At 52.6% G+C, this 13,290-nt stretch carries 9 protein-coding genes; 8 read left to right on the top strand and 1 reads right to left on the bottom strand.

Going from position 1 to position 13,290, the window contains the following annotated elements; all coding sequences use genetic code 11:
- Positions 1-78: 78 nt before the first annotated feature.
- Together BM485_15635 and BM485_15640 are read left to right on the top strand one after the other, a co-directional pair.
- Positions 79-2,040, top strand: coding sequence for a portal protein (locus tag BM485_15635; protein ID OKY74048.1), 1,962 nt, complete (start codon positions 79-81; stop codon positions 2,038-2,040).
- A 25-nt stretch (positions 2,041-2,065) separates the two neighbouring features.
- Positions 2,066-2,548 carry a hypothetical protein gene (locus BM485_15640; GenBank protein OKY74100.1) on the top strand — a complete coding sequence of 161 codons (483 nt, stop codon included), beginning with the start codon at positions 2,066-2,068 and terminating at the stop codon, positions 2,546-2,548.
- A 94-nt stretch (positions 2,549-2,642) separates the two neighbouring features.
- Here BM485_15640 and BM485_15645 read toward each other — a convergent pair whose 3' ends face one another.
- A complete protein-coding gene (locus tag BM485_15645) occupies positions 2,643-4,658 on the bottom strand; it encodes an endopeptidase La (GenBank protein ID OKY74049.1) in 2,016 nt (671 codons plus the stop codon).
- 734 nt (positions 4,659-5,392) lie between these two features.
- Here BM485_15645 and BM485_15650 point away from each other — a divergent pair.
- The 6 genes from BM485_15650 (at position 5,393) to BM485_15675 (ending at position 13,191) form a co-directional block, all read left to right on the top strand.
- On the top strand, positions 5,393-6,988 hold the full coding sequence (locus BM485_15650; protein ID OKY74050.1) for a hypothetical protein: 1,596 nt from the start codon (positions 5,393-5,395) through the stop codon (positions 6,986-6,988).
- Complete coding sequence (locus BM485_15655; GenBank protein OKY74051.1) at positions 6,960-7,271, top strand: hypothetical protein; 312 nt, start codon at positions 6,960-6,962, stop codon at positions 7,269-7,271. The genes BM485_15650 and BM485_15655 overlap by 29 nt, the downstream gene beginning before the upstream one ends.
- Before the next feature lie 276 nt (positions 7,272-7,547).
- A complete protein-coding gene (locus tag BM485_15660) occupies positions 7,548-7,730 on the top strand; it encodes a hypothetical protein (GenBank protein OKY74052.1) in 183 nt (60 codons plus the stop codon).
- 705 nt (positions 7,731-8,435) lie between these two features.
- Positions 8,436-9,014 carry a hypothetical protein gene (locus BM485_15665; GenBank protein OKY74053.1) on the top strand — a complete coding sequence of 193 codons (579 nt, stop codon included), beginning with the start codon at positions 8,436-8,438 and terminating at the stop codon, positions 9,012-9,014.
- A 215-nt stretch (positions 9,015-9,229) separates the two neighbouring features.
- Positions 9,230-11,041 carry an SLC13 family permease gene (locus tag BM485_15670; protein ID OKY74054.1) on the top strand — a complete coding sequence of 604 codons (1,812 nt, stop codon included), beginning with the start codon at positions 9,230-9,232 and terminating at the stop codon, positions 11,039-11,041.
- A gap of 287 nt (positions 11,042-11,328) precedes the next feature.
- Entirely contained in the window at positions 11,329-13,191 is a 1,863-nt protein-coding gene (locus tag BM485_15675; GenBank protein OKY74055.1) for a hypothetical protein, read from the top strand.
- The last annotated feature ends 99 nt before the right edge of the window (positions 13,192-13,290 follow it).

The following is a 13,290-nucleotide window of genomic DNA, read 5'->3' on the forward strand; positions in this document are numbered from 1 at the left end:
CAACCGAGTGATGTTTGCCAACAGTTCGAGATTATCGGGTTGAAAAACAATGCCATTTTCTGAAGAGAGGTTCTGCAAATGGGCGTAGCCGCGGATATCGTCATTATCGTGGTTGCCGCCTTGATTGGCGCGCTGATTGCGCAAAGGATCAAACAGCCGTTGATCCTGGGGTACATACTTGCCGGCATCGTTGTCGGGCCGCATACGGGCGGGGTGACGGTCGGCGATATTCATGAAATCGAACTCCTGGCGGAAATCGGCGTGGCCCTTCTTCTTTTTGCACTGGGGCTGGAATTTTCCATCAGCGAATTAAAACCGGTTCGCAATATCGCCCTGTTCGGCACTCCTGTTCAAATTCTGCTCACCATCGCCCTTGGCTTTGGTCTTGGCAGGTATTTAGGCTGGTCCTCGGTCAATGCATTATGGTTCGGTGCCCTCATATCGCTTTCCAGCACCATGGTGACCCTGAAGACCCTGATGAGCAGAGGGCTTGTGGGGACACTTTCCAGCCGGGTCATGATCGGCATGCTTATTGTGCAGGATCTGGCCGTCATCCCGATGATGATTATCCTGCCGCAGTTGAGCAACCCCGAAGCCGGTTTGCCCCTGTTGGCCATTGCCGTCGTCAAGTCCGTCATCTTCCTGGTGGTGATGCTTTATCTGGGCAGAAAGTTACTGCCATGGCTGCTGGCGCAGGTGGCCAACTGGAATTCCCGCGAGCTTTTCATCCTGTCCATTACCGCCATAGGTCTTGGAGTGGGGTATGCCACCTACCTTTTCGGGCTTTCTTTTGCTTTCGGTGCGTTTGTTGCCGGAATGGTTCTCAGCGAGTCTGATTACGGCCATCAAGCATTGAGTGACATTGTTCCCCTGCGGGACATCTTCGGTCTTTTGTTTTTTACATCAGTGGGCATGTTGCTTGACCCGGTTTTTTTGTTCGAAAACTGGGGCAAAATTCTCTCCCTGGTTCTCATTGTCGGCCTGTTCAAGGGGGCAATATTCTCCGTGCTGGCCATGCTGTTCGGCTATATCAATATCGTGCCGATTGCTGTCGGGCTCGGGCTGTTCCAGGTGGGTGAATTTGCCTTTGTCCTTGCCCGGGTGGGTCTTGAGACCCAGGCCATCGACCAGAACATGTATTCCCTCGTCCTCGCCATATCGGTGTCGAGCATGGTGTTGACCCCATTTGCATCGGCCCTGGCCTCCCCTCTTTACAAATTAAAAAAACGGCTCTTCCGGTATGAGCCCCTGCAGACGGAGAACATCCCTCATTCCGGGCTCAAGGACCATGTCGTCATTGCCGGAGGCGGACGGGTGGGACAACATATTGCGAAGATCCTGACCCAGCTCGATCTTCCTTTTGTCATTATTGAGTTGAATCACCAGCGAATGCTTGAATGCAAGACGGCAAAATTTCCAGTCATCTATGGCGATATGAGTCAGTCGACGGTAATCGAGGTCTCACGAGTGCATGCCGCCAGGCTTTTGCTGATTACCACCCCTTCGGTTATCACGGCTCAGTCCATTGTCAAACAGGCTCATCTTTTCAGGCCGGACTTGCATATCATTGTCAGGGCCAATGGCGCTGAGCAGGCTCGGACCTTATATGAAAACGGGGTTTACATGGCGGTTCTGCCGGAGATGGAGGCAGGGCTCGAAATCGCACGGCAGGCCCTTCTTCATCTGGAAATTCCCGTGGCTGTTATTCAACAGTATACGGATGGGGTGCGACAACAGCTTTATGCGCCGATTTATCAATCAAGCAGTGATCAGCAACTTTTGACCAAGCTTGATAATATAAAAAACATGTTGGAAATTTCATGGGTTACGCTGACACCGGCAAGTCCTCTTGTCGGCAAAAGTATTAAAGAGGCTGCCGTTCGCACCAGTACCGGAGCATCCATCGTCGGTATTATTCATGAAAAAATATTTCATTCCAATCCAAAAGCAAATTATTCCTTTCAGGAAGGAGATCTGGTGGCGGTTGTCGGCAATCAACAGGAACGCAATGAATTTAAAAGACTGGCCGGATGTTGCTGACACATCCGGCCCGGGGGAAGGTTTTATGAAAAAGATATGTTTCTTTTTGTTTCTCGCGGTATGGGCCATGGCGAGCAACGTTTCATCCTCGGCCTTTGCCGATGAAACAATAAACTTGTCGAAAGGGCAAACGGTTTATGTGCCCGCATATTCCCACATTTACAGCGGCGACCGTGAACGGCCTTTCTTGTTGACGGTAACGCTCAGTATCAGAAATATTGATCCGGCGCATCCGATTCAAGTCACGACAGTTGATTATTACGAAACGCAGGGCAATCTTCTGAGGAAATTTTTGGATGGATCAGTTACTTTAAAGCCTTTGGAATCAATTCGTTATGTTATCCCGGAAAAGGACAAGGCCGGGGGGTCAGGCGCTAATTTTATTGTTGAATGGAAAGCCGACAAATTCGTTAATCCGCCGGTTATTGAAGCAGTGATGATCGGGACACAATCTCAACAGGGGGTTTCTTTTACCTCTCGCGGTCAGGCTATTATCCCCACAAAGTAAAAAATGCATGCCGCACCACGACATGCGGGGTGACGGCTCAAAAGGCCTTTTTGTCTGCCGCGACCTCGCCGCTGAACCCGGAACATGTGCCGCTTCAGTGCAGGGCAAGGGCGACAACCTCGATGACATCATCGGTGGTGACGATTTTCAGGCCGGCCAGCATGTCTTCCGGAATCTCCCGCAGGTCCGCCTTGTTGGCAATGGGCAGAATGACGGTTTTCATCCCTGCCCGCCGGGCCGCAAGAATTTTATCCCGGATGCCGCCCACCGGCAGTATCCGGCCGCTTAAGGTCAGCTCCCCGGTCAGGGCGACGTCTCTTCTGACCGGCCGCCTGGCCACCAGGGAAACCAGGGCGATGGCGATGGTGAGTCCAGCCGACGGCCCGTCCTTGGGAATCGCGCCGGCCGGTACATGGATATGGATATCGTGTCCTTCGAAAAAATCCTCGTCAATCTGAAAGGTCGCGGCGTTGCTGCGGAGATAGCTGAGTGCCGCCTGGGCCGATTCCTTCATGATATTGCCGAGGGAGCCGGTGAGGATGAGATTTTCCTTGCCCTTCATGATCGTTGCCTCGATAAAGAGTATCCGGCCCCCCGCTTCGGTGAGGGCCAGACCGGTGGCCACGCCGATTCGTTCCCTGTCATCCGCGCTTTCAAAGAAAAATTTCCGCGGGCCGAGATATTTTTCCACCAGCTCCGCCGTGACTTCGATGATCTTTGTCTTGCCGTTGCTGCTCAAAATTTCCCGTGCCGTTTTTCTGCAGATGGCGGCGATCTGTCTTTGAATGTTGCGGAGTCCAGCTTCCTGGGTGTATTCCCGCACGATTTTTCGCACCGCCTCCGGGGTGAAAACCAGTGACCGGGGCGACAGGCCCGCTTCCTCGATTTCCCTGGGGACAAGATAACTGAAGGCGATTTTTTCTTTTTCCTCTTCGGTGTAGCCGGAAAAGTGGAGCAGTTCCAGCCGGTCCAGCAGAGGGGGCGGAATGGGATCAATTGTATTGGCGGTGGCAATAAACATCACCCGGGAGAGATCAAAGGGCAGGTCAAGATAGTTGTCGATAAAATGGGTATTCTGGCTGTGATCCAGCACCTCGAGCAGGGCCGAGGCCGGATCTCCCTTGAAATCCTGGCCGATTTTGTCGATTTCGTCGAGCATGATAACTGGATTTCTGGTTCCGGCCCGACGGATTTCCTGAATGATCCGGCCGGGCAGGGCACCGACATAGCTGCGGCGATGTCCGCGAATCTCCGCCTCGTCCTTCATGCCGCCCAGGGAAATACGGATAAATTGCCGGCCCAGGCATTTGGCAATGGACTTCTGCAGGGAGGTTTTGCCGGTTCCCGGGGGGCCGACGAAGCAGAGGATCGGGCCCTTGGTGCCAAGCTGTTTTTTTTTGTTTGCCAGGGCGCCCGTGAGTGTTGCCCGCAGTTCATCAAGCTGCAGTGGCTTGGCGAGGAAGTGAAATGATCCTTTTTTCATCGCCTCGACCGCCGTTGGAGCCGTCGCATAGCCGGTGACGATAATCACCTCGGTGTGCGGATGGCGGGCCTTGGCCTTTTCCAGTACCTCCATGCCGTCCACTCCCTGCATCTTCAAATCGGTGACAACCAGGTCGAAGCGCTGTTTTTCCAAGAGCCCCAAGGCCTCCGCGCCACTGGCCGCGGTGGCGACATCGTAACCGTCCTTGGTCAGGACATGCTGCATGTTGGCGCAGGCGATTTCATCGTCATCGACCAGGAGAACCGTATGGCGGGACGAGAGCCGGAGGATGCGGACGGCAAGGTATTCCATGATGCGCTCTTTGACGTCTTGGAGGCCGTAATGCTCTTCGTCGAGGATTTTCTGGGCATGATTGATATCAAGATTATCATCGGAAAAAGTGTTCCACGGCAAACTGATCAAATATTCGAGATAATTGACGCCGATACTGTATTCGGTTGCCGAGCTGCTCGTTTTTTCGAGTTTTTCGATTTCCTTCAGGGCCGCTTTTTCGACAAGAGGCGGCATTTCCGCGTGCTGAATTGCCTCGCGTAATTTGTCAATCTCAGGTGAGGCGCATTCGCATGCCTCCTGTTCCGGTTCCTGCCATTTTGTGAACAGACCCATTTCCATCCCCCTGAATTATTGCGGCATTGTTGTCGGAACACCCGCTGCGGCATGGTGCGTCGCTTTATTTCGCCTGCATTGCTTTGAATAACATCTACCGCACTTTCCCCGAAAAGCCAAAAAGTTTTCGTGCGGCGCGGTATCCAACCGGTCAAGGCGAAGAGCATGGACCGGGAGAAGGGGGAAAAAATATTATAATATTGATAATTGTTAATTAATTTTTTTGATTCGGAACACGGGTTGTCGTCCGGGATTGGACGGCCTGGAAACACCATGGTGGGGAAATTTCCCCACCATGGTGTTTTTTTATTTGTTCGCCGGACGATAATGCATCGCGGAAGGCCATGTGTCCCCAATAAATTATTCCGCTTGTGGGGGCATATCGCGCAGCCGGCATCGCGATATGCCCCATGTCCTGGGTGCATGGGTCTAGGTATCCTTGGGTATATGTAGTCACAAATTGATATAATATCCTGATATTATTCGCAATAAATCGGTATATACAATGTGGTACGTTTTATGCTGGTACTTATGCCGGAATAGCCCGATTTGTTAGCTAAAAAGAGGATGGCGGGCGGATAATAATTCACGTGCTGAAATCAGCAGGAAATATGCTGCAACACGCAGCAGGTTTTTCGTAAAAGGAGGGAACGACGGAACAGCAAGCAGGTAACGGATACACGTGATTCAATTTTATGAAATTTTCGAGGAGAAGAAATATGTGAAAGTCAATTTTGTCGATAATTGCGCTGGGCTTGCTTGCTCTGCCGCTCGCAGCAGAACAATCCTTTGCCGCAAAGCCGGTGACCTGCAAGGACACCGATGGCGACGGCTACGGCAATCCGGGTGTGTCCGTGTGCCCGAATGGCAGCGCCACGGACTGCAATAACAACAACGGCAGTATCTTCCCCGGTGCCGTTGAAATCGAGTGCGACGGCATAGATCAGGATTGCTCCGGGGCTGATCTATGCTCCTCCGGCAACCCCCACCAGTCCATTACCGGAACATTTACCACTCCGGCGCAGATAACCGCCAAATGTCTGGAGTGTCATCCGTTCGAAGGCAATGATGTCGTCAATTCCCTGCATGGCATGATGCCTACCGCTGCCCCCAATGTAACCAATGCAACCGGACTCAGCCAGAAACTCGGCGAAATCAACACCTTCTGCAGCTATCCCAACCCTGCGCAGGCGGGGGCAGCCTGTCTCGGCTGTCATCCGACCCTGGGGAAATATGAAAATCTGACTGCGGCGGATATCGACTGTCTGCGCTGTCATAACGACAGTTACAGATCAAGATACGCCGCCGAAACCAATCCGGCTGATTTCATGTATGTCACGGACTGGCAGGGCACACAAAAGACCTATGTGCCGTCGGACAAGGATGCCAATGGTGATTTTTATGTCGAGTTCAACTGGGCTGCCATGCCCGGCTTGACCGCCCTCGATCTGGTGCGGGGCGTTCATCGTCCGACCACAACCACCTGTTTGTCCTGCCATGCCAAAGCAGGCGGCGGCGACTGGGTGAAACGTGGGGACATCGGACTTAATTCCGCAAGTGCCACGGCTGCGCAGGATGTCCATCTGGCCTCAACAGCCAACGGCGGCGCCGGATTAAGCTGCGCTTCCTGCCACACGTCATCACTTCATGAAATTCCCGGCCGCGGCATTGATCTGCGTCCAACGGAGGGCGGCGCCGTGAAAGCGTGTGTTGACTGCCATCCCGGCATGGATGGAGGCGGCGGCCATGCGGCGGCCGGCGCCCGGGTTGAGCCGGACCGCCATGTTGCCCGTGTCGCGTGTCAATCCTGTCATATCCCTGCCTTTGCCAAGGGAGGTGCCACCGAGATGTGGCGTGACTGGACAAATCCGGTTTGGAATGCCGGCCTTTGCAACGGTCAAGGCGCCTGGGCCGGAGAAGAGCACAAAGTTGCCAATGTCGTCCCTGATCATGTCTTCTTCAACGGCACCAGCTATGTTTATGAGTTGGGGCAAACGCTCAACCGCGTTGATCCGGTCAGCGGATACCTGACAATGGCCGATGCCGATGCCGACGGCGGGGTCAACGATGCCCCCGGCGTGAGCAAGCTTGTGCCGATCAAGCGGCATCAGTCCAAGATGGCGGTTCACGACGCCACCGGCCAGGTGATCCCCTTTGATGTCGTCTGGCAGTTCATGACCGGAAAATACAATGAGGCAGCGGCAAACGGCATGGCCTATGCCGGTTTGACCGGACCATATACCTGGAAATGGCTTGAGGCGGAAATGGCCATTAACCACGGGGGGCAGCCCGGCCTCGAGCGTGGCCGCCTGCTCCCAGTGCCATGGTGACGGTTCAATCAATCTGGCAACCAGTTCCAAGCTGGATAAGCAGGGATACGCCCTGAAGGGAACGAAGTCTCAGGTCTGCTCCCAGTGTCATGCGGAGAAAAACCTGCCCCGCACCTGGGACAGGATGCACAGCCATGTCGCAAAAACCGCCGGCGGCAATGCGGGCATTGATTGCTTCTTCTGCCATGACTTCAAGCGTCCCGAGCGTGGCCTTTGCAGTCCCTGCGAACCGTGCGCGAGCTCTTACGTGGATACAACCCCCTTCCCGCATGAGTGCCAGTAAGCCGTCGTTCAAGATGGCCGCAACTTGAAGTGCGGAGTGGTCTCAGGAGCCGTAGCGGAACGACCGGAAACGACAGGTCTTTTCACTCACGGCTCCTGAACGAAAAAAACGGGTCTTCGGGTGTCCGGCATTTTTTTGTCCGGCAGCTTTCATTGAGACCTGTTCAATCATCACCTCACGACACGTCGCGGCAGGAATCATTGCCTTTTGTCGTGCGATAATTCCTGTCGCGCGAGCAGCAGCTCAAAGCCGAAAAAAAAGCGAATCATGGAATCCATGATTCGCTTTTTTTATTCATGCCGTCAATCCCTTCATTCGCTCCATAATTGCTTTCGTCCATATCCCATGGGCTGCAAGGCCCGCATCTGCCTGCGACGGCCCGTTCGGCCCGTCTTTTTTTTGATGCCGTTTTTCCGCAAAAAGCCGCGGCGTTTTTCTTTTCTTTTTTATGTGCGATGATGCAAATTGCAACAATGCTATTTGGAAGTGCAACAATTCATAACTTGCTGTTTTTAGTTGGTTTGTTGGTGTTTTAGTGGGGTCGTGTTTCATGTTGCAACGTTAAGGTAAAATGTGGAGTCTGGGCGGAATTCTTAATGAAAGCCAATAATTTTGATTAGTTGCCCGCTTGTTTTGGGTGTGGCACGGTGGTTGCAAGCAATAAAGGCAAATGCAGCAATCAATAAAATAACAAGCCAATCATAAGGAGGAACAAATATGGCGATGAACAGAAAACAAACATATCTGGACAAAATAATGATGGCGGTCACCTTTGCCGAAGCAGGAGAATACCGCACAGCGAAAAACATGCTTGGTGATGAAATCCGCAAACAGCAACGACCTGACGCGCGGCCGGCAAATCGTCCGTCCATCGATCTGTAATAACGAAACGTAATATCATTTCAAACTTGTAATTCTTTCTTGGAGGAAAAAATCATGGCAAAAGAAGAGAAACGGCTGAACGCCTGGGATAAACTCATGATGGCTATCACCTTTGCCGAGGCAGGTGAGCATGAAACCGCAAAAAATATCATTGATCCGGTTGTCGAGAAAGGCAAGCGTCCGGAAAAAAGAAGTGACGCAAACCGCCCCGAGCTGAGGGTTTGATCCTGCTTGCGGCCGGAAAAAGTACGAAAAAGCTAAAAAAACAGACAGGAAGTCAGCTTGGAGGAAACAATGGCATTCTTCGGATTATTTAAGAAAAATGAGAAAGACCTTGAGGTACTGCTGAAAGAGCGGAAAAAAAATCCCCTGCAGGATGCCGCTGTTGCCGCCGCCTTTGCCGAGGCCGGTGAACATGCAACAGCCCGTTCCATGATCGAGCAGAGCAAGGGAAATCGAAAAATTCTTGTCATCGGGCGTGAAAGCAGCTTTTCTTCACGACTTGTCGAATATGCCCTGGAGATGGCCAAGCGTCTTGACTTTGAAATTCTTGCCGTGAACGTGACCGGGGCGCCTCTTCGTCTCGCCGAGGAAAAGAGAGAAGAGGCAATCGAGCTTTTTCGCAAGGATTGCATGAACCAGGTTGTTTTCATGCGGGAACGGGCGGAAAATGCAGGAATTGCCTTCAGTCATCTGCTGGAAATAGGTCTGCAGGATGAAATCGTGGAAAAGTTGCATGCGGCATATCCCGGCATGCGGTTTGTGCTCACTGAACCGGATCCTGAAGTTGTCGGCATGGTGAAAGACAATGTTGCCATCCCGGTATTTGATCTGGGAAGCTATCATGGCGCGACTGCATAAAAACGGTTGAAACGAGGTATCCGGCACCGGGGACGCGCGTCATCAGGCTTTGCGGCTGGATGACTCCCCCGGTGACCGCTGCTAATGAAATAAATACTGTGAGGGAGCAGTTCCCTGTTTTCCCTTAACAACTTTGCGCATCAGCGGAGAGCACCCTGGCTGGAGATTTTCCTCCACCGGGGTGTTCTGTTGTGTGCGGTATCGAAGGAGAGTAGATGACACCGGAAATAATTCTTGTCATGGCTGTGCTTGGCGTAGCCATTCTTTTGTTTATTTTCGAATGGGTGCGGGTGGATGTCGTGGGCATCATCATGATGGTGGTCCTGCCCCTTCTCGGACTTGTCACCCCGAAAGAGGCCATCAGCGGTCTTTCCAGTAATGCGGTTGTTTCCATCATCGCGGTTATTATTATCGGCGCGGGGCTTGATAAAACGGGCGCCATGAATTCCCTTGCCCGTCTTATCCTGAAATTCGCCGGAAAAAACGAAAGCCGCATCGTGACGCTCATTGCCTCCACGGTTGCCTTTATTTCAAGCTTTATGCAGAATATCGGCGCGGCGGCCCTTTTCATGCCCGCGGCCCGGCGTATCGGCCGGCAGACCGGTATTCCCGTTTCCCGCATCCTGATTCCCATGGGCTATTGCGCCATCATCGGCGGCTGTATCACCCTGATCGGCTCAAGCCCGCTGATTCTGCTCAATGACGTCATGAAAATTTCCAATCCCGATGTGGAGCCCTTCGGCCTTTTTTCCGTGACCCCCATTGGTATTGCGCTTACCGTTTCCGCGCTCCTTTATTTCATCGTGTTCGGCAAAGTGGTCCTGCCGAGTTCCCAGGGGGAGGAGACCGGCGGCCCCATGTCCGCGGTTTTAAAAAATACCTATCGCGACATGGGCACCCTTTTTGAACTGCACGTGCCGGAGGGCTATTCCGGGCCCCGATCCCTTGCCGACCTGGCCATTCGTCCCCATTATTTCACCAGTGTGGTGGCGGTGTCGCACACTGCGCTGAAACAGAAAAATTTTGCCCCCAAACGGGACAGCGAAATCATGCCGGGTGATGATATTGCCGTGGTGGGAACCCGTGAATTTGTCGAAAAACTCGCCTTGAATTTCGGCTGGACCCTGCGCGCCGAACTTGCCACCTTTGCCGAAGACCTGTCGCCGAATAATGCCGGCATCCTTGAGGCGATTATCACCCCGAGATCGGAGCTGGCGCGAAAAACCATGCGCGGCTTTGAGTTCCGCAAACGCTATCAGGTGAATCCCCTGGCGATCTTCCGGGGCAACAAGGTGTTTGTCGCCGGTATTTCAGATATTGTTCTCCAGCCCGGCGATGCGATTCTGCTGCAGGGACGCTGGGAAAAATTTCATATGATCAAGGACAAACCGGATCTGGTCTTTACGGAAGAGGTGCAGGGGGAAATCATCAGGACGGACAAGTTGAAATTTGCCGTGGGCTGGCTGCTTATTTCGCTTGTCCTGATTCTCGGTTTCCAGGTCCAGCTTTCCATCGCGCTGCTCGGCGGTGCGCTGGGGATGATCCTCACCGGCGTCATGAGTATAGACGAAGCGTATGATTCAGTGGACTGGATGACGGTTTTTTTGCTGGGCGGCCTTATTCCGCTGGGCATAGCCTTTGAAAAAACAGGTGCGGCGAAATTTATCGCCGAAACCATCATGACGACCATAGGCACGGTTTCACCCATTGTCCTGTTGACGGTAATCGGCCTGCTCACCTCATTTTTTACCCTGGTTGCGTCAAACGTCGGCGCCACTGTTCTCATGGTGCCGCTTGCCATGAACATGGCCGTTTCCGCCGGGGCGGATCCCCGCATGGCGGCATTGGTCGTGGCGATTGCCTGTTCCAACACCTTTATCCTGCCGACCCATCAGGTCAATGCCTTGATCATGCGGCCTGGTGGCTACCGCACGGTGGATTACTTCCGGGCCGGCTCCGGCATGACCATTCTTTATCTGGTTGTCATGATGGCGATTATTTACTTCTTCTATGGGATTACCGCATAACGGCGTTGTGCGTGCGGATACTTTGTGGAGTGAGGAGAGCTCCACAAGAAGGGCTGCCCGGTTGATCCCGGAGGGCCAATAAAAAAAGAGTTGTCGTTGATAAAACGGCACCTCTTTTTTTTTGTTTGATTCGTCAATTTGCCGGCCGGGGCGACTCGATTTCTTTCTTTTGACATTCGTTTGAGCCGATGATAGAGTCCAGTCCTGCCCGACAACAGGGATTTGAAGTGAGATTTCGGCTACGAGACCGAAAATTGAATTACGTGGACCGGGGAGGTCCGAAAAGTATGAAAAACAGAACTGTCTCCTTTTTTCTGATTGCGTTGTTGGCCATCTTCGCATTCGTCGGGGTGGCGCGCCCGGATGAAATCATGGCCCCCCAGGGCGATCCCCCTGCGGATCAGGACCAGACCAAATTGCAGGTACTGCAATCCTTGAATCAAATTGCAATCTCCTTGACCCATATCATCTCATATAACGATAAAGTGGTCCTTGATCAGGAATATAATACCATCATCAACAACCTCAATTTGAGCAGGATCCCCGACGCTGAAATTATCTCGTTGCTCCAAGAGCTTATGGACCTGCTCGCCAATTCTAAAATTCAGGACCATGATCGGTCCTATCTCGCGCGGAGCTACGAGCGGGACGTCGAAAACGAGCTTGAGAGAAGTGCGACGTCCCGCATCTTAGACCCCGCCGGGTTCATCGCGAATCCGTATACCGGCATCTTGATGGCGGTGGTCAATGCCGGTTCCTTTTATTTCAATTACCGTTTTAAAATCGAGGATTACAGGAAAGCGCGCGAAGAAAAGGCATGGGAAATCGATGAGAAGACCTTGCTGGGGCTTAACAATTTTTACAAAAAATTGCTTAAATCCTCCTGGGAGTTGATGCGCCATTATAATTTGCCGGATGAATGGCGCTTGAATGAAAATCAACTCTCCGATTATACCGCCATTTTGAAAGAGTCCAACCTCGAGTTACGGTATCGCAAATTGGAGCGGATTGAAAACAGCTTCCAGAAATTCCCGCCCTACTGGTACTACCGGGGCCAAGCCGCCCAGGAAATCGGTAACAAACAGGAGGCGTTACGCTGTTTCAATCAATTCCAGCAGATTCATCAGGGCCTCTTCCGAAAAGACCCCTACGCGGCATCCACCGCCATGCGCAAATCCATGTTGCTGGAGGGGCAGGCGACGCCGGATCAGCTCAGGCACGACCTGAAAATCATTGTGGACAACTCGGATGATGAAGACTGGGGGAACATCCTCTTTGCCGCCCTGCAATACGCCCGCATCGGCGATGTGGACAATGCCGGCCGGTTGATTATGAGAAATTTAGATAACGGGCACATGGCCTTTATTGAAAATCCGGAGATGGTCCATGCCGTGGGTCCGGCTTTGCTGCTCAACTCTCGTCCGGACGTGTTTAATCGAATCATGGACACGGTGATGGAAAACGACAAAATCAAAAATTACGATGTGCTGTGGCTTTACGGGCAAATTCGCAATCGTGATATATTAAACCGGATCAAACCCGAATTCGACCGGATCCTCCTGGTCACAGCGAATAAATCCTTGCTGAATCCTCTCAACCTCTTTAAAGGCGACAACCTCACCTTGTTCCTGCCCACCCGGTGGATGGCGGATAACCTGACGATCCGACTGCACCTTGCCACGGAGAATGAGACCCGCGAGTTTCTTCCCTCTGAGATGGGTCCGTTGCCGAAGTTCCCGGAAATAACCGTGCTGACCTTTAACGACGTTTTGTCGGTAAAAACTTACATCAAGAAAAAACGGACGGCCCAAATCGCCATTGACCTTGTCCGGGAAAAGCTTGCCGAGGATAAAACGGATCAGGAGGCTTACTCCATCGCGATGATTTTCAACACCACTTTCGTGCCTTCCGCAGAGAAGTCGGCGAAAGAGAGGGACTATGCCGCGAGCCTCGCAGCCAGCATCGCCGGTGGCGGGAAAGTGAAAATTTTTGACCCCGATGCGTCGGCAGATCAGCAAGCGTCCACCCAAGACCAATCTGCGGAAAAAGAGGAAGACGCCGGCGATCTGGTCTTGTGGCTGGCCAAAGAAAAGCTTGTGGTGAACGGAGAAGCCTTTGGGTGGAGTGATCAAGGGATAATTTTTGAATAGTTTCAATGGACTCACCATGAGCCGGCAACGCCGTTCAGGGATGGCGTGGCGCCAAAGCTGAGAGAGCATGGCGTGTGCTGCGGGAATATTGAGTTGGTT

The sequence above is a fragment of the Desulfobulbaceae bacterium DB1 genome (genome assembly GCA_001914235.1).
Classification (GTDB): domain Bacteria; phylum Desulfobacterota; class Desulfobulbia; order Desulfobulbales; family SURF-16; genus DB1.

Bases quoted from the DNA above. Each gene is read 5' to 3' on its own strand.
- BM485_15645 (OKY74049.1), bottom strand. From the start codon at position 4,658: ATGGGTCTGTTCACAAAATGGCAGGAACCGGAACAGGAGGCATGCGAA.
- BM485_15675 (OKY74055.1), top strand. From the start codon at position 11,329: ATGAAAAACAGAACTGTCTCCTTTTTTCTGATTGCGTTGTTGGCCATC.
- BM485_15635 (OKY74048.1), top strand. From the start codon at position 79: ATGGGCGTAGCCGCGGATATCGTCATTATCGTGGTTGCCGCCTTGATT.
- BM485_15640 (OKY74100.1), top strand. From the start codon at position 2,066: ATGAAAAAGATATGTTTCTTTTTGTTTCTCGCGGTATGGGCCATGGCG.
- BM485_15660 (OKY74052.1), top strand. From the start codon at position 7,548: ATGATTCGCTTTTTTTATTCATGCCGTCAATCCCTTCATTCGCTCCAT.
- BM485_15670 (OKY74054.1), top strand. From the start codon at position 9,230: ATGACACCGGAAATAATTCTTGTCATGGCTGTGCTTGGCGTAGCCATT.